At 62.0% G+C, this 24133-nt stretch carries 25 protein-coding genes; 14 read left to right on the top strand and 11 right to left on the bottom strand.

Going from position 1 to position 24133, the window contains the following annotated elements; translation table 11 throughout:
- Positions 1–113: 113 nt before the first annotated feature.
- The gene (gene guaD / locus ACZ5SR_RS12860; protein WP_464449051.1) at positions 114–1463 is read left to right on the top strand and encodes a guanine deaminase; all 1350 of its coding nucleotides are present in this window, start codon (positions 114–116) and stop codon (positions 1461–1463) included.
- A gap of 9 nt (positions 1464–1472) precedes the next feature.
- On the top strand, positions 1473–1715 hold the full coding sequence (locus ACZ5SR_RS12865) for an oxidoreductase-like domain-containing protein (RefSeq protein ID WP_464449052.1): 243 nt from the start codon (positions 1473–1475) through the stop codon (positions 1713–1715).
- Between the two features lie 46 nt (positions 1716–1761).
- Here the strand turns inward: ACZ5SR_RS12865 and ACZ5SR_RS12870 are convergent, their stop codons facing one another.
- Both ACZ5SR_RS12870 and ACZ5SR_RS12875 read right to left on the bottom strand, forming a co-directional pair.
- On the bottom strand, positions 1762–2091 hold the full coding sequence (locus ACZ5SR_RS12870) for a thioredoxin family protein (RefSeq protein WP_464449053.1): 330 nt from the start codon (positions 2089–2091) through the stop codon (positions 1762–1764).
- The gene (locus tag ACZ5SR_RS12875; RefSeq protein WP_464449054.1) at positions 2088–3023 is read right to left on the bottom strand and encodes a LysR family transcriptional regulator; all 936 of its coding nucleotides are present in this window, start codon (positions 3021–3023) and stop codon (positions 2088–2090) included. Before ACZ5SR_RS12875 ends, ACZ5SR_RS12870 begins: the two co-directional genes overlap by 4 nt.
- 96 nt (positions 3024–3119) lie before the next feature.
- Here ACZ5SR_RS12875 and ACZ5SR_RS12880 point away from each other — a divergent pair, with 96 nt between their 5' ends.
- Genes ACZ5SR_RS12880 through ACZ5SR_RS12890 form a run of 3 tightly spaced genes read left to right on the top strand, consistent with a single transcriptional unit; the run spans position 3120 to position 7934 of the window.
- Entirely contained in the window at positions 3120–5276 is a 2157-nt protein-coding gene (locus ACZ5SR_RS12880) for a thiamine pyrophosphate-dependent enzyme (RefSeq protein ID WP_464449055.1), read from the top strand.
- Positions 5277–5291: 15 nt separating this feature from the next.
- Positions 5292–6893 (top strand): indolepyruvate oxidoreductase subunit beta family protein, encoded by a 1602-nt coding sequence (locus ACZ5SR_RS12885; protein ID WP_464449056.1) that lies wholly within the window; start codon positions 5292–5294, stop codon positions 6891–6893.
- 48 nt (positions 6894–6941) lie between these two features.
- Positions 6942–7934, top strand: coding sequence for a Bug family tripartite tricarboxylate transporter substrate binding protein (locus tag ACZ5SR_RS12890; protein WP_464449057.1), 993 nt, complete (start codon positions 6942–6944; stop codon positions 7932–7934).
- Between the two features lie 6 nt (positions 7935–7940).
- Here ACZ5SR_RS12890 and ACZ5SR_RS12895 read toward each other — a convergent pair whose 3' ends face one another.
- Both ACZ5SR_RS12895 and ACZ5SR_RS12900 read right to left on the bottom strand, forming a co-directional pair.
- Positions 7941–8567 (bottom strand): Crp/Fnr family transcriptional regulator, encoded by a 627-nt coding sequence (locus ACZ5SR_RS12895; RefSeq protein ID WP_464449058.1) that lies wholly within the window; start codon positions 8565–8567, stop codon positions 7941–7943.
- Positions 8568–8629: 62 nt separating this feature from the next.
- A complete protein-coding gene (locus ACZ5SR_RS12900; protein WP_464449059.1) occupies positions 8630–9970 on the bottom strand; it encodes a glycerate kinase type-2 family protein in 1341 nt (446 codons plus the stop codon).
- Between the two features lie 37 nt (positions 9971–10007).
- On the opposite strand from ACZ5SR_RS12900, the gene ACZ5SR_RS12905 reads away from it, so the two are divergent.
- The 7 genes from ACZ5SR_RS12905 (at position 10008) to ACZ5SR_RS12935 (ending at position 15143) form a co-directional block, all read left to right on the top strand.
- Complete coding sequence (locus ACZ5SR_RS12905; protein ID WP_464449060.1) at positions 10008–11438, top strand: 8-oxoguanine deaminase; 1431 nt, start codon at positions 10008–10010, stop codon at positions 11436–11438.
- 53 nt (positions 11439–11491) lie between these two features.
- The gene (locus ACZ5SR_RS12910; protein WP_464449061.1) at positions 11492–11761 is read left to right on the top strand and encodes a type II toxin-antitoxin system Phd/YefM family antitoxin; all 270 of its coding nucleotides are present in this window, start codon (positions 11492–11494) and stop codon (positions 11759–11761) included.
- A gap of 6 nt (positions 11762–11767) precedes the next feature.
- Positions 11768–12082, top strand: coding sequence for a CcdB family protein (locus ACZ5SR_RS12915; RefSeq protein ID WP_464449062.1), 315 nt, complete (start codon positions 11768–11770; stop codon positions 12080–12082).
- A 116-nt stretch (positions 12083–12198) separates the two neighbouring features.
- Positions 12199–12537 (top strand): CidA/LrgA family protein, encoded by a 339-nt coding sequence (locus tag ACZ5SR_RS12920; RefSeq protein ID WP_464449063.1) that lies wholly within the window; start codon positions 12199–12201, stop codon positions 12535–12537.
- A gap of 4 nt (positions 12538–12541) precedes the next feature.
- On the top strand, positions 12542–13282 hold the full coding sequence (locus ACZ5SR_RS12925) for an LrgB family protein (protein WP_464449064.1): 741 nt from the start codon (positions 12542–12544) through the stop codon (positions 13280–13282).
- Between the two features lie 121 nt (positions 13283–13403).
- A complete protein-coding gene (locus ACZ5SR_RS12930; protein ID WP_464449065.1) occupies positions 13404–14015 on the top strand; it encodes a lysophospholipid acyltransferase family protein in 612 nt (203 codons plus the stop codon).
- An 81-nt stretch (positions 14016–14096) separates the two neighbouring features.
- Positions 14097–15143, top strand: a complete 1047-nt coding sequence (locus tag ACZ5SR_RS12935) for an Ldh family oxidoreductase (protein ID WP_464449066.1) — start codon at positions 14097–14099, stop codon at positions 15141–15143.
- Positions 15144–15224: 81 nt separating this feature from the next.
- On the opposite strand, the gene ACZ5SR_RS12940 is transcribed toward ACZ5SR_RS12935, so the two are convergent.
- From ACZ5SR_RS12940 to xdhC, 5 genes are all read right to left on the bottom strand, one after another.
- Positions 15225–16718 carry a tripartite tricarboxylate transporter permease gene (locus ACZ5SR_RS12940; protein WP_464449067.1) on the bottom strand — a complete coding sequence of 498 codons (1494 nt, stop codon included), beginning with the start codon at positions 16716–16718 and terminating at the stop codon, positions 15225–15227.
- A gap of 60 nt (positions 16719–16778) precedes the next feature.
- Positions 16779–17252 carry a tripartite tricarboxylate transporter TctB family protein gene (locus tag ACZ5SR_RS12945; RefSeq protein ID WP_464449068.1) on the bottom strand — a complete coding sequence of 158 codons (474 nt, stop codon included), beginning with the start codon at positions 17250–17252 and terminating at the stop codon, positions 16779–16781.
- A gap of 8 nt (positions 17253–17260) precedes the next feature.
- Entirely contained in the window at positions 17261–18244 is a 984-nt protein-coding gene (locus ACZ5SR_RS12950; RefSeq protein ID WP_464449069.1) for a tripartite tricarboxylate transporter substrate binding protein, read from the bottom strand.
- A 136-nt stretch (positions 18245–18380) separates the two neighbouring features.
- Positions 18381–19592, bottom strand: coding sequence for a urate hydroxylase PuuD (locus ACZ5SR_RS12955; protein WP_464449070.1), 1212 nt, complete (start codon positions 19590–19592; stop codon positions 18381–18383).
- A gap of 175 nt (positions 19593–19767) precedes the next feature.
- On the bottom strand, positions 19768–20565 hold the full coding sequence (gene xdhC, locus ACZ5SR_RS12960) for a xanthine dehydrogenase accessory protein XdhC (protein WP_464449071.1): 798 nt from the start codon (positions 20563–20565) through the stop codon (positions 19768–19770).
- Between the two features lie 106 nt (positions 20566–20671).
- Here xdhC and ACZ5SR_RS12965 point away from each other — a divergent pair, with 106 nt between their 5' ends.
- On the top strand, positions 20672–21199 hold the full coding sequence (locus ACZ5SR_RS12965) for a hypothetical protein (RefSeq protein ID WP_464449072.1): 528 nt from the start codon (positions 20672–20674) through the stop codon (positions 21197–21199).
- 21 nt (positions 21200–21220) lie between these two features.
- Here ACZ5SR_RS12965 and ACZ5SR_RS12970 read toward each other — a convergent pair whose 3' ends face one another.
- Both ACZ5SR_RS12970 and ACZ5SR_RS12975 read right to left on the bottom strand, forming a co-directional pair.
- A complete protein-coding gene (locus ACZ5SR_RS12970) occupies positions 21221–22447 on the bottom strand; it encodes an MFS transporter (RefSeq protein WP_464449073.1) in 1227 nt (408 codons plus the stop codon).
- Between the two features lie 120 nt (positions 22448–22567).
- Complete coding sequence (locus ACZ5SR_RS12975; protein WP_464449074.1) at positions 22568–23797, bottom strand: MFS transporter; 1230 nt, start codon at positions 23795–23797, stop codon at positions 22568–22570.
- A 196-nt stretch (positions 23798–23993) separates the two neighbouring features.
- Here ACZ5SR_RS12975 and ACZ5SR_RS12980 point away from each other — a divergent pair, with 196 nt between their 5' ends.
- Positions 23994–24122, top strand: coding sequence for a hypothetical protein (locus tag ACZ5SR_RS12980; RefSeq protein WP_464449075.1), 129 nt, complete (start codon positions 23994–23996; stop codon positions 24120–24122).
- Positions 24123–24133 lie beyond the last annotated feature (11 nt).

Here is a 24133-nt window from a genome sequence, read left to right on the forward strand (position 1 = left end):
GCGCCTAAAGCGATGACCCGAGCCTTGCAAGCCAAGAGATTGCCGCACAATGTACCACTGCCAACACCCGGTTTTTCCGGGTGTTTATCCCCGTATTCAGACTCACCCGCACCATGCGCCACGACGCCCAACTGACCGAACACCAAGCTTGGCGAGCGAGCTTGCTCTGGTTCGCCGACCCTGCCCAGCCCAAAGCCAGCCACGAAGCCGACGGTCTGATGGTCACCGCCCGCGAAGCCGATGGCATCGTGCGCATCCAGGCCATCGGACCCTACCGAGACCTGGCACCGCAGTACCCCGACCTGCCCGTGACCCACTGGCCTGGCCTGTGCATCGCGCCGGGCTTTGTCGATCTGCACCTCCACTACCCGCAAACCGATGTAATCGGCTCGCCCGCCGACGGCCTGCTGCCCTGGCTGGAGCACTACACCTTTCCTCACGAAAAACAGTTTGCCGACCCGGCTTACGCGCAAGAGGTCACGGGGTTTTTTCTGGACGAGTTGATGCGCCACGGCGTGACCACCGCCCTGTGCTTTGCCACCGCTCACCCTGAATCGGTCGATGCCTTCATGGCCGAGGCGCAAAAACGCCAGCTGCGCATGGTCACCGGCAAGGTGCTGCAAGACCGCCACAGCCCCGACGGCCTGCGCGACACCGACACCGACTTGAGCCTGCGCCAGACCGAAGACCTGATCCGCCGCTGGCACGGCGTGGACCGTTTGGGTTACGCCATCACGCCGCGCTTTGCGCCCACCAGCACCCAGGCGCAGCTGCACGGCGCGGGCGAGATCGCGCAGCAATTCCCCCATGTTTGGATCCAGTCGCACGTGGCCGAAAACTTGGATGAAATCCGCTGGGTGCATGAGCTGTTCCCCGAGGCGCGGAGCTACCTGGACGTGTACGACCGCACAGGCCTCTTGCGCCAGCGCTCGGTCTACGCGCACTGCATCTATTTGGACGAAACCGACCGCCGCCGCATGGCCGAGGTCGGCGCAAGCGCCGCCGTCAGTCCCACCAGCAACCTGTTTTTGGGCAGCGGCTTTTTTGACTACGCGGCATCTGACGCGGCAGGTTTGCGCTACGGCCTGGCCAGCGATGTGGGTGGCGGCACCAGCTTCAGCCCCTTTCAAACCATGCACGCGGCTTACACCGTGGCGCGTCAAAGCGTGGGCCGCCCCGGCATGAGCCTCGCCCCAGAACACCTGTGGTGGCAACACACGGCGGGCGCTGCCGATGCGCTGGACCTGAGTGGCAAAATGGGCAACCTGCTGCCTGGCTGCGAAGCCGACTTTGTGGTGCTCAACCCCAAAGCCACGCCCCTGCTAGCCCGCCGCACCGCCCAAACCGAGACCCTGGCCGAATGGCTATTTGCGATGATCGTGCTGGGCGATGAGCGATTGATTGCGCACACGGTGGTCCAAGGCCAGCCCGTGAACATCGGTCGGAAGATCGGCGCTGACTGACAATTGGGCATGACCTCGAACAAAGAGCACCCCATCATCGACCCCAATGAGGCCCAGCGCGCTTCTGTGCGCCGGGGCATTGCGCAATTTCAGGAACGCCTGCAAGCCGCAGGCCACGACTTCCGGGTACCACCACCCGAGCCCACATCGTGCTGCGGGCGCGGGTGCAATGGCTGTGTATGGGAAAGCTACGACGCAGCACTCCTGTTTTGGTACGAGGACGCTGGGGCGCTGCTGGCGGGTGCCGCCTGAGCACCTGCTTGCGCACTCATGGACAGCCGCTCCATCAGACCCCAATTCAGGGCATTGACGCGGCAAGCGCAGTCACCACCTCGGCCCCCGCAGGCCGCACCAGACGCCCCACTTCCTGCCCATCGCGCAGCAACACCAAAGTGGGCCAAAGCTTCACGCGGTAGCTGCGGCCCAAAGGGCGGCCGGGGCCGTCTTCGACTTTGCAGTGCTGCCAATGCGGCTGGGCGGCCAATGCCTGGGCGATCAAGGGCTGGGCGGCGCGGCAGTGGCCGCACCACTCGGTGCCAAATTCCAGCAGGGTCAGGCCCTGCCAGGCTTGCACATCGGCCAGACTGGGGGCTTCGATGGCGCTCAGATAAGGTTTGAAAGTGCTCATTGTGTGGGAGTGGGGGTGCTGAACAATTGGGCCACGGTGGCACGCAGCCACTGCAGGCACGGGTCTTTGTCAAAGCGGGCACTCCAGTGCATGGACACGGTGAAATCGCGCAAGGGCAAATCGGGCTCCAGGATGGCCAGCGCCCCCGCTTGTGCAAAGCCTTGCGCAAAGTTACGCGGCATGAGCACGGCCAGATCGCTGCTGCGCACGATGCCGGGCAGTGACAGGAAATGGCTCACGGTCAAGCGCAAGCGGTGCTGCCAGTGCATCAACTCCAAAATGCGCAGCGTGTCGGCGTGCGTGCGCACGGCGGCGAACTCCAACTCGGCCAAGACTTGTAGCCCGGCTTCGGGCGTGGGCTGGCGCGCTTGCAACTGGCGCCAGCGCTGGGCCACCGGATGGCCTTGGCGCATCAGCACCACGTAGCGATCGCTCAGCAAGGGCTGGTGCAAGGTGTCGGCCACTTCAGGCAAAAACCCAATGGCCAAGTCCAGCTGGCCGTTGTCCAGTGCAGGGCCGATCTTGTCGTGCGGGAGTGGAACGGCTTCAAGCCGGATGCCCGGCGCATGGCGCTGCAGGGTTTGCACCAGTTCGGGCAAAAACCGTGCTTCACCAATGTCGCTCAGGTGCACCCGCAGCACCCGTGCTGAACGCAGCGGGTCAAACACCTGCGAGGTGTTCAGTGCCTCTTCGATCGTGGTCAACGCCCTTTGCACCGACTGCGCCAGTCGGTCGGCACGCGGCGTAGGCCGAACGCCCGCGCCGCTGCGCTCAAACAGCGCATCGCCCAGCACCGCCCGCAAACGCGCCAGGCCTTGGCTGGCCGCCGGTTGCGACATGCCCAACTGCTGCGCGGCCAAGCTCACGCTGCGCGTGCGCCACACCGCATCAAACAGCCGTAGCAAATTCAGATCCAAGTCTTTGATATTCATTCAGCGCATACTGTTTATTCAGATTATTTTATGCACTTATACGTAAGATGGTCTTTGCCTGACCAACAGCGGCGGGCTCAACGCAAGGAGCGTGCTTTGGAAGTTTCATTTCACGAAGAAATCAAGGCCCTGCGCATGGGCGCGGGCGAGGTGTTTCACGGCGAGGGCATTTTGGCCATCACCAAGGGGCTGCTGCAGTCGGGTGTGAGCTATGTGGGCGGCTACCAGGGCGCGCCGGTTTCGCACCTGCTCGATGTGATGGTGCAGGCCAAGCCCTATATGGACGAGCTGGGTGTCCATGTGGAGGCGTGTTCCAACGAAGCGTCTGCGGCGGCCATGCTGGGTGCGTCCATCCATTACCCGATTCGCGGGGCGGTGACATGGAAGTCGATTGTGGGCACCAACGTGGCGGCCGATGCGCTGTCCAATTTGTCCTCGCCCGGCGTGACTGGCGGCGTGTTGATTGTGGTGGGCGAAGACTACGGCGAAGGTGCCAGCGTCATTCAGGAGCGCACACACGCCTACGCGCTCAAATCGGGCATGTGCCTGCTCGACCCCCGGCCCGAGTTGGGCCAAATGGTCAACATGGTGGAGCACGGTTTCCGGTTGTCCGAAGCGTCCAACATGCCGGTGATGATGGAACTGCGCATCCGCGCCTGCCATGTACGCGGCCAGTTTGTGGCCAAAGACAACCAGGCCCCCAAGCTGTCCAAAAAACACCTGATCGACGAGCCCGCCGGATTCAACTACATGAAGCTGGCGCACCCGCCCGTGACCTTTGCGCAAGAAAAGCGCAAAGTCGAACACCGCCTGCCCGCCGCCCGCCAATACATCACCGAGCAGCGCCTGAACGAACACTTTGAAGGCAGCACCCACCGCCACCTGGGCCTTATCGTGCAGGGCGGTTTGTACAACACCCTCATGCGCGCCCTGCAGCAGTTCGACCTGGCCGATGCGTTTGGCGTGTCCAGCCTGTCGGTGCTGGTGCTGAATGTGACCTACCCGCTGGTGCCCGACGAGCTGGTGAATTTTTGCAAAGACAAATCGACCGTGCTTCTGCTCGAAGAAGGCCAGCCCGAATACATCGAGCAAGAACTCGCCCTGATGCTGCGCCGACTGGACCTGCAAACTCCGCTGCATGGCAAAGACATGCTGCCCTCGGGCGGCGAATACACCGCCGAAGTCATGGCCCAAGGCCTGCTGAAGTTTCTGGACCGGCACCAAGCAGACGCTGTGCCCGAGTCCACTCGCCAATGGCTGGCTACCAATGGCGAACGCCGCCAGCAAGTGCAAACCCTTCTGGGCAGCCCGCTGCCTGCGCGGCCACCCAGCATGTGCATTGGCTGCCCCGAGCGGCCCGTGTTCTCAGCCCTCAAATTGGCCCAGCAAGATGTCGGCCCGGTGCACATTTCAGGCGACATCGGCTGCCATGCGCTGGCCACTTTCGAGCCGTTTTCGGTGGGCCACTCCATCCTGGGCTATGGCATGAGCCTGGCCAGCCGAGCAGGTGTGTCGCCCCTCATGAAGCGGCGCGTGTTGTCGGTCATGGGCGATGGCGGCTTTTGGCACAACGGTTTGCTCACCGGCGTGCAAAGTGCGCTGTTCAATGGCGACGACGCGGTGCTGCTGATCTTCAAAAACGGCTACACCTCGGCCACCGGCACACAAGACATCATCAACACGCCCACCGACATCGCCAAGGAACTGGCGGGCGACAAACGCCAAAGCATGGTGCACACCAACCAGACCATCGAGTCCACCCTCAAGGGCCTGGGCGTGCAATGGCTGCGCACGGTGCACACCTACGAAGTGAGCCACATGCAGGCCACCTTGACCGAGGCCTTCACCACCGAGTTTCAGGGCCTGAAAGTGATCGTGGCCGAAGGCGAATGCCAGCTGGAGCGTCAGCGCCGCATCAAGCCCTGGCTGACCTCGCTGCTGTCCAAGGGCGAACGGGTGGAACGCGTGAAATACGGCGTGGACGAAGACGTGTGCAACGGCGACCACGCCTGCATCCGCCTCTCGGGCTGCCCGACCTTGACGCTCAAAGACAACCCCGACCCGCTGAAAGTGGACCCGGTGGCCACCGTGATCGACGGCTGTGTGGGCTGCGGCTTGTGCGGCGAAAACGCCCACGCGGCCACGCTGTGCCCCTCTTTTTACCGCGCCGAAGTGGTGCAAAACCCCAAGCTCCACGAGCGCTTATGGTCCCGCTGGCAAAGCCTGGCTACCCGCTGGTTGCAACCCGCCTGACCCGAAAGAAACAACATGACCCAACCGATTTCGATTTTGTTGTGCGCCCTCGGCGGTGAAGGCGGCGGCGTGCTGGCCGACTGGCTGGTCGATGTGGCGCGCCACGCCGGCTACCCGGCGCAAGCCACATCGATTCCCGGCGTGGCGCAGCGCACCGGGGCCACCACTTATTACCTTGAAATTTACCCCCTGCCCCACAGCCAACTGCAAGGCCGCTTGCCAGTGCTGGGCCTGAACCCGCTGCCAGGCAGACTTGATGCGCTGGTGTCGTCCGAGTTGCTGGAAACCGCCCGCCAAATCGGCAACGGCTTGGCTTCAAACGACCGCACGCTGGTCATCAGTGCCTCATCGCGGGCGCTGACCACCGCCGAAAAAATGACCATGGGCGATGGCCGCCGCCCCGAAGGCCCGCTGCTCGATGTGATCGCTGCGCACAGCCTGCGCCACCACGTCATGGACATGGCACGTCTGTGCCAAGAGAGCGGCACCCTGGTCAGCGCCGTGATGTTGGGGGCCATTGCAGGCAGCGGCTTGCTGCCCTTCTCACGCGAACATTACGAGGCCGTGTTGGCAGGCCCGAGCAAGACGGCGCAAGCCAGCCTGCGGGGCTTTGCGTCGGCTTTTGATTTGGTCACGCGCCAGCGCGAGCAAGCTCAGTATGTCGAACAGGTGATGAAACCTGCGGCATCTGCACCGTCTGAATCTGCATCTTCATCTGCAACTTCATCGGCTGTTATGCCGGGCGATGTCGCCGCCAAATTTCCCACCGTGCTGCATCCCCTGATGGGCTTGGCGCACCAACGCTTGGTGGAATACCAAGGCCCCGCTTATGCACGCTTGTATGTGCAGCGGCTCGAACGCTTGCTCGATGCCGAATCCGCGTCAGCCGACGCCACCCACCCCGTGATGGCCGAGACCACCCGTTGGCTGGCTTTGTGGATGGCTTTTGACGACATCATCCGCGTGGCCGACCTCAAAAGCCGCGCCAGCCGCTGGGACCGCGTGACGCAAGAAGTCAAAGCCAAAGAAGGTGATGTGCTCAAGGTGTACGACCACTTCAAACCCGGGGTGCCCGAGCTGGCGGCCCTGTTGCCGCAAGGCCTGGCCAACCGGCTGCTGCGCTGGGACCGCGCCCGCGTATCCAACGGCCTTGCGCCTTGGTCCATGCCGCTCAAGGTGGCGCGGCACGCGCTGTGGGGCATGGCCAGCTTGCGCCTCTTGGCCAGCCTGCGCGTGCTGCGCCCGCTGGGCAGCCGCTATCAGACCGAGCAAGCGCTCATCGAAGAGTGGCTCGGCGGCATTGAAAGCGCCACACGCCTGTCCCCCGCGCTGGGTCTGGAGCTGGCACGTTGCGGGCAACTCATCAAGGGTTACGGCAGCACCAACGAGCGCGGCAAGGACAATCTGCTGCACATCCTGCGCCATGTGTGCGGCCCAGCCTCCAAAGTCCCTGTGGCCGAGCAAGCTGAGGCCGTGGCCCGCATCCGCAACGCAGCTTTGCAAGACGAAGCCGGTCAAGCGCTCGACCAAGCCTTGCTGCAGCACGGCGCGCCAGCCCGCCCGGTCAAGGAACAACCCGTGCTGTGGATGAAAAATCCGAGACTGCAAAAATCCTGATCTGCCCTCATCATCCACATCGGCCCCTTCCAACCCCAGGAGACAAACATGCCAAAAACCAAATTCTTCTCACGCCGCGTCATAGGCACCGCTTTGCTCGCCATCGCGGCAGGCCCTGCTCTGTGCCTGAGTGCCGCCGCGCAAAGCTGGCCCACCAAGCCCGTCAAGATCGTGGTGAACTTTCCGCCAGGTGGCGCAGCCGATCAGATTGCCCGCGCCATTGGCGTGCCGCTGGGCGAGGCACTGGGCCAGCCTGTGGTGGTCGAAAACCGGGGCGGCGCGAACGGCAACCTCGGCGGCGACATGGTCGCCAAATCGCCCGCCGACGGCTACACCCTGCTCATGAGTTCGGGCGGCATGGTCTCGGTCAACCCGCACATCTATGCCCGCATGCCCTTTGACCCGGCCAAAGACCTGGTGCCCGTGGCCTCGGCTGCGCGGGTGCTGGTGTTTCTGGTGGCCAAGCCCAACTTCCCTGCCAACAACATCCAGGAATTTTTAGCCCATGTGAAGGCCAACCCCGGGCGCTTGTCGTATGGCTCGGCAGGCAACGGCAGTTCGCCCCACTTGGCTGGCGAAATGATGAAAAGCCAGGCGGGTCTGTTTGCGGTGCATGTGCCCTACCGGGGTGCAGCGCCCGCGCTGCAAGACGTGCTGGCCGGTCAATTGGACTTTTACTTTGACCCCGGCATTGGCCTGGGCCAAGTGCGTGCGGGCAAGCTCAAATTGTTGGCCGTGGGCAGCATGAAGCGCTCGCCTCTGTTCCCCAATGTGCCCACATTGGACGAAGCAGGCCTGAAAGGGTTTGATGCCGATTCGGTGTTCGGCTTTTATGCACCTGCGGGCACGCCCGCCGATGTGGTCAACCGCGTCAACCGCGAGATCAACAAAATTTTGGGCACACAAGCCTTGAAGGACCGCATCCAGAATTTGGGCGGCGAGGCCCTGCCTTTGACGCCTGCCGAGTTCGGCGCCCGCGCAACGGATGACTCCAAACGCTTTGGCGCCATCATCCGCGAACGCAAGATCACCGGCGACTGAAGCGGGTTAGACCCCGGCCAACTCGCGCAGCGCCTGCGGGTCGGGCAAGCCCAGCACACGGCCGCTGCCACTGATGAGCTGGCGCTCGCGCAAGTGGCGCAGCACACGAGAAAACGTTTCGGGTGCAATCCCTAACTGCGCCGCAATTGTGCGTTTTCGCTCTGTCAGCTTCACGGCCAAACTGCCCGACTGATCGGTGGTTTGGGCGTGTCGCAGCAGCCATTCGGCGCAACGCGCATCGGCGTCTTTGGCCAAGCGGCTCACGGCCATCTCGGTTTGTTGGCGCTGCGAACGGGCCATGTCCATGAGGAGGGTCTGCGAGGCCTCTGGCAAGGCTTGCACCTCGGCCACAAAGTCGGCCACGCTCACGTACTGCACATGCACCTCGGTCTCGGCCACCGCATCGACCGCGTGTGGCAAGCCCAGCAAGCCCGATGCGGCCTCCAACCAAAATGGACCTTCCACCACGCCCAGCTGGTGCGCCATGTGGCCATCCACCAGCACCCCCAACACCACGCGCCCTTGCATGACGTGCACGATGCGGTCTACCGCGTCGCCTCGGTGCAGCAACACAGTGCCTGCCACCACGGAGGCTGCGGGCTCGGACAAAGGGGGCAAAGAGGTATCCAACATGATGGACTCGAATGTGCCAGAGACACAGCCTTTGGGCTTTGACACAAATCAATAAGGTCCCATCACCGCACCAGGATGGCCCTGAAGTCGTTGACATTGGTGTGCGTGGGCCCGGTGATGACCAGATCGCCCAGCGGCTCAAAGAAGCCATAGGCGTCGTTGCGCTGCAGGTGTTCACTCACTTTTATCCCTTTTTCGGCAGCACGGGTGAGCGTATCGGGGGCGACTTGCGCCCCGGCGTTGTCTTCGATGCCGTCGATGCCGTCGGTGTCGGCCGCCAGCGCCCACACGCCGCTCTGGCCTTGCAGGGCCTCGGCCAAGCCCATGCAAAACTCGCCCGCCCGCCCACCACGCCCACGGGGTGTGCCCGCAGGCTGGGGCTTGATGGTCACGGTGGTTTCTCCCCCACTCAAAATCACGCAAGGTTTGGTGAACGGCCCCAAGCCCTTGGCCGCCGCACGCGCCAGCGCCGCGTGCACCTTGGCCACCTCGCGTGACTCCCCCTCGATCTCGTCGCTCAGGATGTAGGCATTCAGCCCCTGCGCACGGGCAGCGGCGGCTGCCGCTTCCAGCGACTGCTGGGGCGTCGCGATCATGTGCACGCTGTGGTCCACAAACACCGGAGAGCCAGGTTTCGGCGTTTCCCAAACGCCCGACTGCAAAGCCTGCAACACCGAATCGGGCACGTTGATGGCATAACGCTTGAGAATGGCCAGCGCATCGGCGCAGGTGCTGGCATCCGGCACGGTGGGGCCGCTGGCGATGATGGACGGATCGTCACCCGGCACATCGCTGATGGTGAGCGTGACCACCCGCGCAGGTGCGCAAGCGGCCGCCAAGCGCCCGCCCTTGATGCGCGAGAGGTGCTTGCGCAGGCAGTTCATCTCGGCAATGTTCGCCCCGCTGGTCAGCAGTTGCCGGTTGATGTCTTGTTTGAGCTGCAAGTCGATGCCGTCGGCGGGCAATGTCAGCAAAGACGAGCCGCCGCCCGAAATGAGGCAAAGCACCAAATCATCGGCGGTGAGGCCTTTCGTGAGTTCCAGAATGCGCTCAGCCGCTTGCAAGCCCGCCGCATCGGGCACTGGGTGAGCGGCCTCAACCACTTCAATTCGCGCAGGCAAGCCCGCAGGACGTCGCGGCGTGTGGCCATAACGCGTGACCACCAGGCCCGACAGCGGCGCGTTCTGGGGCCACAGGGCTTCGACCGCCTGCGCCATCGCCCCGCCCGCTTTGCCAGCGCCCAACACCAGGGTGCGGCCCTTGGCAGGGTCTGGCGGGGTGGGCAAATGGGCGGCGGTGTTGTGCAGGGGCAAGGCACGTTGCACAGCCACCTCGTAAAGCGCTTTCAAAAAGGCAGAGGGGTCTTGGATCAAGCTGGAGATGTGGGGCTGGGCGTCTTGCATGGGCAAATTGTGCCCCAAGGCAGGTAAAGTTCGACCCATGACCACGCTGCTCATCCACCGCGCCCGCTGCATCGCCACACAAGACGATGCGAACACCGAACTCAAAGACGCCTCTCTCTTGATCCGAGATGGCCGAATCGAACGCATCATCCCTGCCAGTGAGAACATCGACGAACTGCTGACGCAGGTGGATGAGGTGATCGACGCACGCCGCCATGTGGTGGTGCCGGGCCTGATCAACACGCACCACCACATGTACCAGTCGCTCACGCGGGCGATTCCGGGCGTGCAAAACGCCGAGCTGTTCAGCTGGCTCCAAGGCCTCTACCCCATCTGGGTGGGCCTGACGCCCGAAATGGTGCGTGTCTCAGGCCAAGTGGCCATGGCCGAGCTGCTGCTGAGCGGCTGCACCACCAGCAGTGACCACCTCTACATCTACCCCAACGGCGTGCGGCTGGACGACAGCATTGAAGCGGCGCACACCATGGGCATGCGCTTCACAGCCACACGCGGCAGCATGAGCGTGGGGCAGTCGCAAGGTGGCCTGCCGCCCGACAGCGTGGTCGAAAAAGAACCCGCCATCCTAAAAGAAACCCAACGCCTGATTGAACGGTGGCACGACGCCCGCTACGGCGCGATGACGCATGTGGCCGTGGCACCCTGCTCGCCTTTCAGCGTCAGCCAAGACCTGATGCGCGAATCGGCAAAACTGGCCCGCGCCCACGGCGTGCGCCTGCACACGCACCTGGCCGAAAACGACCACGACATCGCCTACACCCGCGAGAAGTTCAACTGCACGCCCGCGCAATACGCCGAGGACCTGGGCTGGGTGGGCCAAGACGTGTGGCACGCACACGGCGTGAAGCTAGACGACGAAGGCACGTATTTGTTTGCCCGCACACGCACCGGCATCGCCCACTGCCCGTGCAGCAACATGCGCTTGGCCAGCGGCATCTTGCCCCTGCGCAAAATGCTCGACGCAGGCGTGCCGATTGGCCTGGGTGTGGACGGCAGCGCCAGCAACGATGCGGCGCACCTGCTCAACGAAGCGCGCCAAGCCATGCTGTTGGCGCGTGTGGGCAGGGCCATGGAACCACCGCGCGTCGAAGACGGGCGCACCGTGTACGGCTGTGACCGCGGCCCCGCCGAAATGACACCCCGCGACGCCCTGCGTCTGGCCACACGCGGCGGTGCCGAAGTGCTGGGCCGTGCGCACGAGCTGGGGCAAATCACCGAAGGCTATTGCGCCGACATCGCGATGTTTCGCACCGACACGCTGAGCATGGCGGGTGGCGCGGTGCACGACCCGGTGGGAGCGCTCTTGCTGTGCGCCAGCGACAACGCCGACTACACCATCGTCAACGGGCGCGTGGTGGTGCGTGAGGGACAAATTGCGACGGTGGACATAGGGCCGCTGATTGAGCGGCACAACCAACTGGCGATGCAGTTGGCATTGGGGGCAGCTTAAGTTTCAATCCCTGGACGCTTTTAGCTAAAATAGCCATCCATCAGGAGCCCGCCATGCAAATCACCGCCACCGAAGCCAAAAACCGTTTTGGCAGCATTTGTGCCCTTGCCAAGCGAGAACCCGTATTTGTGGAAAAAGCGGGGCAAATTGACACCGTCATCCTGTCGGCCGAGCAATACCGGGCTTTGCAAGCCAATCAAAACAGCAGCAGTCTGGCTGCCCGCAAGAAGAGGTTTGAAGCCGAGTTTGGCGACTGGATTGCCGCGCAAAACACTTGGGTAGAAAAGCAAGGCATTCCCGGTGCCGACTTACGGCCTTGGTAAACCGCCATGGCGCAATTTGATGTCTACGCCAATCCCAGCGAGAGCGCTGCGCACGGCATTCCCTATGTGGTGGTCGTACAAAGTGACTTGCTGGATGCCTTGGCCACCCGCATGACCATGCCTCTGGCTACTGTGGAATTTGCAAAAAAGTCCCCTGACAAACTTTGCCCCGTGATCACAGTCAACGGCCAGCGCCTGCGCGCACTGGCTCATTACACGGCACCCTTGCCCTCGCGCAGCTTGCGGCAAGTGGTGTGCAATTTAGCAGCGCAAGCCAGCACACTGATTGCGGCGATGGACGTGGTGGTTTCAGGGGTTTAGCCACCAAACACCTTTGGCGTAGCTCTCGCCAGCGTCAGAAACCCCATCGAAATCCTCACACTGAAGTCACAAGTCTTTCGCCCCCAAAACCAACGCAAGCTCTCTACACTGAGGCCATGATCCAAGGCCTCGTCCAACTCTTCATCTTCCAAGCCCTGGGCGAGCTGCTGTCCAAGTTCGCCCTGCCCTTCATCCCCGGTCCGGTGCTGGGTCTGGTGTTGTTGCTGGCCTTTTTGGCGCTGCGTGGCCATGTGCCAGCAGCCATGGACATGGTGGGCAGCAGCATCTTGCAGCACCTGGGGCTGCTGTTTATTCCGGCGTCGGTGGGTGTGGTGCTTTATTTGCCGGTGCTGCGGGCCAATGCCTGGGCCATCAGCGCGGCGCTGGTGGTCAGCGTGCTGGCCACGGTGGCGGTGACAGCACTTGTGCTCAAGCTGCTGGCCCCCAAGGACTGAGGCCATGAACCCCATGACACGCTCCGACCTGCCCGCCATCTCCGAGATTTGGGTCTACCTCTCGGGCAGCCCGCTGCTGGCTTTGGTGCTCACGCTCAGCGCTTACCTGATCGGCTTGACCCTGTACGAGCGCAGCCAGCGCAACCCGCTGGCCAACCCGGTGTTGATCGCCGTGGTGCTGGTGTGCCTGTGCATCAGCGTGCTCGACATGCCGTATGCGCAATATTTTGAGGGCGCGCAGTTTGTGCACTTTTTGCTGGGCACGGCCACGGTGTCGCTGGCCATCCCCATCTACAAGGGTTTCGCATCACTCACAGGGCGCATGGGGGTGCTGATGCTGTCGCTGGTGGCGGGCGGCTTGACCTCGGTGCTCACGGCCGTGGGCGTGGCGCGCTGGCTCGGCGTGGACGAATCGCTGGTGCGCGGCTTGGTGGCCAAATCGGTCACTGCGCCAATTGCCATGGGCATTGCCGAACGCGTGCAGGCTTCACCCACACTGACCGCCATCTTTGCGGTGAGCACCGGCATTTTGGGGGCGGTGTTGGGCCGCTATGTGCTCGACGCCTTGCGCGTCACGGCCTGGTGGCAGCGCGGTTTTGCTTTAGGTGTGGCCGCGCACGGCATTGGCACTTCACGCGCGTTCAGCGTCAATGCCGAGGCCGGGGCTTATGCCAGCTTGGGCATGGGGCTGCATGGCATTGCGGGGGCGGTGGTGATTCCTTATGCGGTGGCTTGGTGGTTTTGAACGCGGTGACAAATTGCGCAATTTAGTCAATTTAGTCAATTTGAAAGAGATAATCTGAGCTCCCCGAGCCATGCGCGCCCGCGTGTGACCCTCGCCAAATTCCGTTGATCGTCCATGCGCCATGCACCGCACCATTTTTGACACTCCCGTCGTCAACACTACCCTACGCGGTATCTCGCTGGCATTTCTCAAAGTCACAGGCTGGAAGATCGAAGGCAGCTTGCCCAAGGGTGCCACCAAGTGCGTTCTGATTGCCGCACCACACACCAGCAACTGGGATCTGCCCTACACCTTGATGGTGGCGTTTGCCTTGCGCTTGCAGATTTACTGGATGGGCAAAAGCAGCATCTTCTCTTTTCCCTTTGGCCCGCTCATGCGCTGGCTGGGCGGCATCGCCGTGAACCGTTCCCAAGCCTCCAACTTGGTGGACTCCTGCGCACATGAATTGGTCCAAGCCGAAGGCTCGGTGCACCTGGTGGTGCCTCCTGAAGGCACACGCAGCAAAACGCGCTATTGGAAAACCGGCTTTTATTACATCGCGCTGCAGGCGCAGGTGCCCATCGTGATGGCCTACATGGACTACTCGCGCAAAGTCAGTGGCCTGGGCCCGCTGTTTTACCCCACGGGCGACATCGACAAGGACATGGTCGCCATCAAAGCGTTTTATGCGCCTTTCAAGGGCAAGAACGCAGAGCAGTTTGAGACACCGCCGGACAAGGACACGTCCGCCTGAAGGCTCATCCACCCCAGCCTTCTGAACGCCCAGAGTCTTCGGCGCGACAGCCGAGCATAGGCTTTTTTCTATGATGGCCGCATGAACTATGCCGCCTCTGACCTGCTGGATTTCGCCAAGCAACTTTTGCAATCTGCGGGTCTGCCGCCCGACAAAGCGCAAGCTGTCGCCGATGTGCTCTTGGAAGGCGATTTGCTGGGCCACACCACCCACGGTCTGGCCCTGCTGGCCCCCTACTTGGCCGAACTGGAGTCAGGCAAGATGCTCAAAGAAGGCCAGCCCCTGGTGGTGTCGGACCATCCGGCCGCAGTGACCTGGGACGGTCAGCGCCTGCCTGGGCCATGGCTGGTGCTCCAAGCCATTGATCTGGCCACACAGCGCGCACGCAGCCAAGGCACTTGCACCGTGGTCATCCGGCGCAGCCACCACATTGCGTGTCTGGCGGCCTACCACCAGCGCGTGACCGAACAGGGTTTCATGATGCTGCTGCATTGCTCGGACCCCAACGCCGCCAGCATCGCACCTTTTGGTGGTCTGGACCCGGTGTTCACGCCCAACCCCATGTCGGTGGGCATTCCCACTTCGGGCTTGCCGGTGCTGATCGACGTGTCCACCTCGTCCACCACCAACGGCATGACCAACCGCCTGCACAAAGAAGGCGGCTTGCTGCCTGCAGAGTGGGTGATGGATGGCCACGGCCAGCCCAGCCGGGATCCGGCGGTGCTGTTCAACGAACCCAAGGGCACCATCTTGCCGCTGGGCGGCATGGACTCGGGCCACAAGGGCTATGGCCTCAGTTGGATGGTGGAAGCCTTGACAGGCGGGCTGTCAGGCCATGGCCGCGCAGACGCACCTGAGGGCTGGGGGGCCACGGTGTTTTTGCAAATCATCGACCCCCGCGCTTTCGCAGGCCAAAGCGCCTTCAACACGCAGATGGACGAAGTGTCACGCCAGTGCCATGCCTCGCGGCCCGCACAAGCCGACCGTTGGGTGCGCACGCCCGGCGAGCGTGGCCTGAAACTCAAGGCGGGCAGTGCCAGCGATGGCGTCGCACTTTACCCGAACATCATGCCCATGCTGGGGCCTTGGGCTGAGAAGTTCAAAATCGCAGTGCCTTCTGCGGTCTGAGCAACAAAGGGCTGAGCGACAGCGCTCAGCAAAAAACAACCCGGCACCAGCCGGGTTGTTGGCAACCTCAAAAAGTCTTTTTCAAGACGCGGGTGCAGGTTTGCGCAGCATGCGCAAGAGCAGCGGTGCAAACCACACCAAGGCCGTCAATATGGCCAGGCCCAATGCGATGGGTCGGGCCACAAAAGCGGTCAAGTCGCCGTTGGACTTGATCATCGAGGTGATGAAGTTCTCCTCCAACATGCCGCCCAGCACCACCCCCAGAATGGCCGGTGCTGTGGGGAACTTGTTGGCTTCCAGCAGATACGCCAGGATGCCGGCGACCAGCATCACACCCACCTGAAACACCGAGTTGTTGATGGCAAACGTGCCGACCACACAAAACAGCAAGATCATCGGCATCAGAATTTCACGCGGCACCTTGAGGATGCGCTTGGCCACCTTGATGCACAAAATGCCTAAGGGAATCATGATCAGGTTGGCCACGATGAAGAGCAAGAACACCGCGTAAATGTTTTGCGGGTTGGTGGTGAACAAGGTCGGGCCGGGGTTCATGTTCTTCATGTACAGCACGCCGATCACAATGGCCGTGATCGAGTCACCCGGAATGCCAAACACCAAGGCCGGAATCCACGCACCAGCCAAGGCGCTGTTGTTGGCCGAGCCCGATTCGACAATGCCCTCCACATGTCCGGTGCCGAATTTCTCGGGTTCTTTGGAAAACTTCTTGCTCATCGCATACGACATCCAGGCCGCGATGTCAGCGCCCGCGCCCGGCAAAGCGCCCACGGCGGTGCCCAGCACACTGCCTCGCAAAATCTGTTTGGGGTATTTCTTGGCCAGTGCCCATTGGCCCTTGAGCACACCGCCCACCTCTTCCACCACCAACTCAGCAGGCGGACTGGTGTCCACCACGTAGCGGATGATTTCGGAGATGGCGAACATGCCGATCATCATGGCGATCATGCCAATGCCGCCCGACATTTCGGTGTTGCCAAAGGTGAATCGCGGGAAACCCGCCGGGTTGCCCAAACCCACACACGCGACCAACAAGCCCAGGAACAACATCATCAGCCCCTTGACCGGTGAGCCGGTGGAGATGAAGACCGCGCAAGTCAGACCCAACAGAACCAACCAGAAGTATTCGAAGGAGCTGAAATTCAGCGCAAAGTCGGCCAAGGCAGGCGCTGCCAAGATCAGCACCACGGTGCCGAACAGTCCCCCCACTGCCGAGAACACCAGGCCTGCGCCCAGGGCTTTCTCGGCCTGCCCCTTGCGTGTCATGGCAAAGGCTTCGTCGGTGTAAGCCGCCGATGCGGGCGTGCCCGGAATGCGCAGCAAGCAACCCGGGATGTCACCCGAAAAAATCGCCATGGCCGTGGCGGTGACCATGGCAGCCACCGCCGGGATGGGCGGCATGAAGAAGGTCACGGGCACCAACAGTGCAGTGGCCATGGTGGCGGTCAAGCCAGGCACTGCCCCCACAAACAAACCGTACAGGGAGGCGAGCACCATCACCATCAAGGTGTAGGGCTCGAACACCATCGAAAACGCTTGGCCAATAGCTGTCCACATGGAACTCGACTCCTCAGACTGTCATGGTCATTTGGGTGAAAACGAAAGTGGATCGGTACGTTACCAAGCCAGTGGTGTCAGCACACCCCAGGGCAAGGGCACACGCAGCAATTTGTAAAAGGCAAAGTGAACGACCAAGGTGGCCACCGCCGCCCAAAAGGCCGAACGGCCCCAAGCCACTTGCAATGATCTGAACAAGGTCACCAGCATCAAAAATGAGGTGATGAAAAATCCCAGCTCATCAGACAACAAGATGTAAAAAACCACCGAGCCCAGCAAGGCGACCAGCGCCTTGGTGTGCCGTGGCGAACGCACCCAGTCTTCCCACTCAAACCAAGGCCCGTTGGCTCGGTCGCGCCAGCCTTGCCAGACCAGCAAAGCGCCGCCTGCACACAAGCCGATGGCAATCAGGCCTGGAAACAAAGCGGGCCCGACTGGCTGGCCTGGAATGTTGGGGTAACCGCGCACAGCCAAGAGCACCGCAACGCCCAAGGCCATGAGCAGGACGCCCCAAAAAGCGTCGTTGATTTTCATGGGCTGGCTTACTTGACCAGGCCCACAGCCTTCATGGTCACGCCCATTTCGGCGTCAGACTTGGCCATGAATTTGGCCATGTCATCCGGCCCGCCATAAATCACACCCAAGCCGCGGCTGGTCATGAAGTCGTTGTACTCCTTGCTGGCCACGGCCTTGCGCACGGCCTCGGCCAGTTTGGTTTGAACCGGCGCTGGCAAACCTTTGGGAGCCAGCACGCCGCGCCAAGCCGCCATGGTCCAGTTGCTGCCTGTGGCCGATTTGAGGGTCGGCACATTGGGGTACAGCGTAGAAGGCTTGGCGTCCATGATGGCCAAGCTCTTGACCTTGCCTGCATCAATCAGCGAACGCGCTTCGGGCAAGGACACCGGGGCCACTTCCACACCACCGGCCACCATGTCCTGCAGGCCTGGGGCAGCGCCGTTGCTGGGCACCCAAGGCAGTGCGGCAGGGTCGATTTTCTGGTCGAGCAACAAACCGGCAATGGCCAAATGCCAGATGCCGCCTTGGCCTGTGCCCGAGGCTTTGAACTTGCCGGGGTTGGCCTTGATGGCGGCCAGCAAATCGTTCACGTTTTTGTAAGGCGAATCGGCACGCACCTGAATGCCAGCCGGGTCGGCATTGACCAGACCAATGGGGGTGTAAGAGGCACCGGTCAGTTGGGTCAGACCTTGCCAGTGCATCATGCCAATCTCGACAGTGGCCAGGCCAATGGTGTAGCCGTCAGCAGGGGCCGAAGCAATGGCTGCATGACCGACCACGCCGCTGCCGCCGGTGCGGTTAACGACAGTGACAGGTTGACCCAAGTCTTTTTCGAGCAAGCTGGCCACGATGCGGGCCACGGCATCGGTGCCACCCCCTGCGCCCCAGGGCACGATCATGGTGATGGGACGGGTGGGGTAATTCTGGGCGGCTGCAGGCAAGGCAGCTGCTAAACAGGCCAGACCAGCAACCGCGCTGGCAACCAAAGTACGGCGTGAGCGAATGAACATGGGTGTCTCCTTTTGATTTAACAGCCGGGCCCACCAGGGCCTGCTGCATCAAAATTTATACCCATCGGATCGTCATACCAATAGGGTCAACCATATTCCCAGTAACTCTGGCGACTTCCCGATCGCCCGCCAGCCTTCAGTCCAAATGGGCACCCGCCTGAAACCAGCGACCCAACATCGCGCGGTCTGCTTCGGTCAGGCCCGTGGCATTGCCCATGGGCATTTGCTTGGTCACCACCACCTGCTGGTACATGTTTTGCGCATGCTGCTTGATCAGCTCTGGGCTGTCCAAACGCACGTTTTTCATTTGCACCTGGGCACCATGGCAGCTGATGCAGTGCTGACTCACCAAACTTTGCACCTGAGCAAAACTCACGGGGGCTGCAGGGACAGAAGAGACTTGAGGCGCTGCAGGCTTCAAGGCGATGATCACGCCCAAAATCATCACCACACCCACCGCTGCAAAAGGCCAAGGGTTGGCTGCACGGCCCAAGTGGAAGGCGTGGCGCTGCACAAAGAACTGGCGGATCAGGGCACCGGCCAGCATCATCACAAACAGCAGTACCCAACGCTGCTCGTGCGTGTACAAAAAGCTGTAGTGGTTGCTCAGCATCGCAAAGATGACGGGCAGCGTGAAGTAGGTGTTGTGCACGCTGCGCTGTTTGCCGCGCTTGCCGTGGATGGCCAAGGCGTTGGCGTCATAAGTTTCGCCGCTGGTCATGGCGGCCACCACTTTGCGCTGGCCGGGGATGATCCAGAAGAACACGTTGGCGCTCATGGCGGTGGCGATCATCGCGCCCACCAACAAGAAAGCGGCACGGCCTGCAAACAGCTCATTGGCCAGCCAAGAGCAAAACGCCACCACCACAATCATCAGGCCCGCCACGATCAGCTCGCCGTTTTTTCGGAAACCAAACACGCGGCAAATGATGTCGTACACCAACCAGAAAGCCACCAGCATGCCCACGGCGGCCGATCCGGCCATCACAGGTGTCCAGTCCATCAGCGATTTGTCGATCAGGAAAGTGCCCGCGTTGTAGAGGTAGAGCACCGTGAACAGGGCAAAGCCACTCAGCCAGGTGGAGTAACTTTCCCAATAGAACCAATGCAGCTTGGTGTGGATCTTCTTGGGAGCCACCATGTATTTTTGCGGGTTGTAAAAACCGCCGCCGTGCACCGCCCACATCGCGCCGCCCACACCTTTTTCGAGCAGGTCGGGTGAATTGGGCTTTTGCAGGTTGTTGTCCAGAAAGACAAAGTAGAACGAGGAACCAATCCAGGCGATGGCGGTGATCACATGCACCCATCGCAGCAACAAATTGGCCCATTCCAGCAGATACGTTTCCATGAAGGATTCTCCAACCTGCTCACCACCGCGGGCCCTGTGAGCGGGTATTCGGCCGCGAACATGTTCCCGGAGGAACTTGCGCCGCTGCGGCCAGTGCACTGAAGTGTATACACTTTAACCCTCCAAATCCAGACATCCCCGGGCCTGTTCGCCTAGGGAAAACCATCATCGGCTTTTAAAGCGTTTGCAAGAGTTGCGCCGCCACCGCCACAGCAATGACTTCGGGCTCTTTGCCCGTGATGCCCGGCACACCAATCGGGCAGGTGATGTGCGCGATGTCTTCGGCACTGAAGCCCCGGTCTTCCAGGCGATGCCTGAACGTGGCCCATTTGGTTTTGCTGCCAATCAGGCCCACAAAAGGCAGGTCACCGCGCTCACTTTGGCGCTTCAGGCAGGCGACCACGATGTCGAGGTCTTCGGCGTGGCTGAAGCTCATGATCAGCACCCGGCTACCAGCGGCCAAATCGGCCACAGCCGCTTGAACGGGGTTGGAATGCTCGCATTCCACGTCCTCGGGCACATCGTTGGGGAAAATCTCGTCGCGGCTGTCGATCCAGCGCACCGCAAAGGGCAAAGGTGCCAGCGTGTTCACAATGGCCCGCCCCACATGGCCGCCGCCAAAAAGCGCCAACGGGGTGCGTGGCGGCATCAACAGGTTGCGCAAACGTACCATGTCTTGCGAGCCCACCCGCGCCAAAATCAACGCCACCACACCGCCGCAGCACTGCCCCAAACTGGGCCCCAGCACCTGGCGCAATTCGGTGGACACCAACTCCCCAGCCAGCAAACGCCGCGCATGCGCCAAGGCCTGGAACTCGAGATGTCCGCCCCCAATCGTGCCCCATTCGCCGTTGGCGAACACCAGCATGTGTGTACCCGGCCCTCGGGGCACAGAGCCTTGGGTGGCATTCACTGTCACCAGCACAGCCTGCTCAGTGTTCAGCCGCTTGAGGGCTTGCTCGATCCAATTCACGCTTTTTGTCCATTTCAAGTGGGGGATGGCCTCTGGCTTGCTCATCCAGGCGGGACGATGCCACAATCGTGGCCAACACCGAGTATGCCAAGGACAAGGGCTTGCCATGACACCACATTCAGATCTGATTCACCGTCCCCTCAAACACGGCCTTTTGGTCGTGAGCGCTGTGGCCTTGGCCATATTGAGCGGCTGCAGCACGCCGCCTGTGGTGACCCCTCCACCACCGCCCCCACCAGCGCCTCAGCCTGCAGCCCAAATACCTGAACCCGTCGCGGCGCCGAACGGCCCCACATCGTTGGCGCGAAACAGCAAAGAATACAGAAAAGATGCTGCTGGCCATTTGTACGGCATGCACGCGCACCGCATCTACAAAGGCCGTATGCCGCCCTTGCTTGAAGCTGTGGGGGTCCTGAACGTGGACATCGACCAAAAAGGCTCGGTCAAAGCGGTCAACTGGATGCGTGCGCCCAAGCATGTACCCCACGTGATGGCCGAGATTGAGCGCATGGTCAAAGCTTCAGCGCCCTACCCTGTGCCCAAGCACATGAGCCAAGTCACCTACACCGATGTGTGGCTGTGGCACAAAAGCGGCAAGTTTCAGCTCGACACTTTGACTGAGGGTCAGGACTGACTCAGTGATCGGTTGAGCACCTCAAACCCTCGACGTCTGCTCATGCGCAGCACCGGGCAACAGGGTCAAAATGAGCGTGGTGGCGACCGAAAACCCTGCCAGCAGCAAGAGCGAGTGGCCAAAGCCCATGGCCTTGACCACCGGCCCCAAGGCCCAGACCGACAAGGAGCTGACCGCAAACGACACGCCCAGGCGCATGCCCGAGACACGCGAGCGCAGGCGGTCGTCCACATAGCGGGCGATCATGAAATCGGTGAAAGGAATCGCGCCGAAGATGAACACCATCACCCCAATCAAAGCGGCAAACAACCACCAACCTTGAGCCTGTGAAGCCAACACCAACATGGGGATCTGCGCCATCACCATGAACATGAAAAAGCGCTTGAGCGGGAAACGGTTGATCAGGTGCCCCACCACCACCTGGGCCACCGAGGCCACGGCGTAGACCAGGGCCAACAACAAGCCCAAACTGGCAGGATCCTCCATCACGCCTTGGAAGCGCTCGGTGATCAAAGGCCCGTTGCCGTTGGTGGTGAAGTTGAACAACACGCTGCTGGTGATGGCTGCCGCCGTCATGACCACCAAAGCGCGCGCCAGCATGGGCGCAGGCAGGCTGACCTTGGCACCGCCCTTGCGCTTGGCGGGAGACGATAACTCTTGCGGACAAGCGCGGGCAAACACCCAGCCGCAGACCAAGGCCAACACACCTGGCACCACAAAGGCCGCACGCCAACCCTGCCACTGGATCAAAAAGCCCGTGAGCAAAGCCGCTACCGCCACGCCCAAGTTACCCGCCAGGCCATTGAAACCAATGGTGGCCCCCGGGTTGGACGAGCGCTCCAGCAGCATGGGAATGCCCACCGGGTGGTAGATGGAGGCGAACACGCCGATCAGCGTCAGGCAAGCCGCCAGCTGCCAAGGCGTTTGCGCGAAAGCCGTCAAGATAGCAGCGGTGCCAATGCCCAAAAAGAAGATCAGCATCATGCTGCGGCGGCCCCACAAATCGCCCAGCCGCCCCGCAGGCAAAGAACCCAGCCCGAACATGAAGAAGGCACCCGCACCATAAGGCATCAGGTCTTGCCACTGGGCCAGGCCCATGTCGGCCGCAATGGTGCTGACCGCCGCCGCAAAAATCAGCAAAAACAAATGGTCCAGCGCGTGCGCGATGTTGAGCAAGCCCCGCACCACGCGGGGATGGTCGGCGGCTTGTTCGGGCACGGGGTCGTCAGAATTAGTCAAGGTCGTCATGGTCAATTTCAGCTTTCAGACACGGGCGTATTGACCCGGGCCAGGATGCGCCAACACTGTGCGCCCAAGGCCGTGTGAACGCTGTCGCTTTGGTCACACCGGGCGCTCATCCTGCGCGCGTCACAAAGGCGCATTGGCCGGCGCTTTGCGGTCCCAAATGTGCGCACGCCAATACACCGCCATGGCCCCGGTGAGCATCAGCCCCAAGGCCGAATACATGCCAGCTGTGGCCGCATAGCCCCAGCGCTCAATCAGCGGCCCCGACAGCAGCAAGCCCAATGGCAACCCCCAAATAGCCAGCATGCGCATGCCCATCACCCGGCCCCGGTAGGCGGGCTCGGTGGCGCGCAGCATCACAGCGGCCAAGGGGGTCATGCTCAGGCTTTGCGCCAGGCCCGCCACCCACAGCAAGGCCATGCCCACGCCCAGATGCGTGCTGAAGGCGAACAACACATCCACCGCAAACCACACCGCCCCGGCCAGCACCATGGTTTGCGCGGCGCGAAACGCAAAGCGGTGCGAACTCAGCACCACCGAGCCCACCAAGCCCCCGAACGCAAAGCTGGCGCCCAGCCAGCCCAGGCCCGTCTGGTCGGTCAGGTAAATGTTCTTGGCCATATAGGGCAGCAAGCCCAAAGAAAATGGAAAGGCGAGCAGGTTGACCAGGAACGCCAGCGCCATGGCCGCCATCAGCACCGGACGCGTCCACACATAGCCAAAAGCCAGTTGCAAGTCGCGCACGGGCGACACACGCACGGTGTCATGGGCTGGGGCAGGCACGTCAGACACGCCGCGAGACAGCACAAAGCTGAGCGTGTAAAGGACTGTGATCAGGGCATAGGCCCAAGTCATGCCCAGCCAAGCGACCACGCCCGCACCGGCCAATGCACCCGCAATGCGGGCCGAATCCGAGGTGATGCGCGAGATGCCCAGCGCCCCCAGCAAATGGCGTGGCGGCAGGGTCTGTGCAATCAAGGCGTTGCGCATCATCATGTCCGAGGGGCGCACCATGCCCGCCAAGGCCGCCATCAACAGCACGATCATGGGCGAGAGGGCTTGCAACCAGGCCAGCAACATGAAGGTGGCGGCCAGCGCCGCATAGAGAGCTCGCGACAGAACCAGCATGCGCCGATAACCCAAGCGGTCACCCGCCACACCAAACATGGGCGAGACCAAGGAACCCAGGTACTGCAAGGAGCCAAACACCACCAGCATCATCACCGAGCCGGATTCGACCAGGATGAACCAGCCCAGCACGATGGACTCCATCTCGAAAGCCCAGGAGGTGGCCAGGTCGGCGGGCCACTGAAAGCGAAAACTCCGCTCCCGGAACGGGTCGCGCCAGTGCATGGCGGGTGAGGTTGTGGCCGGGGAGGCTGAGGTGGTCAACGTGGCCGCCTTGTGCCCTGCTTCAAACGCTGCAAGACCTCAAGCGGAAATGCTCTGAGGGTCATGCTGGGGCAGTGCTCAGTTTTGCCCAACCCGAGAAGGCTGATGGGATGGCTCGGCGTTTTGAGTTGGGGCTGGGGCTGCCGCAGGCTCGGGCATGAAACACATCTTCTCGCCATCCCAGCGCTGGCCGCACCAGCACACGCCCTCGGCATTGATGATGCAAGTGCCGGTGCCACAGCACCTTGGATCGTCTGACATGGGCCTGCTCCTGAATCCGGAATAAAAATGGCAGGA

It is taken from the genome of Limnohabitans sp. TEGF002 (genome assembly GCF_055395845.1).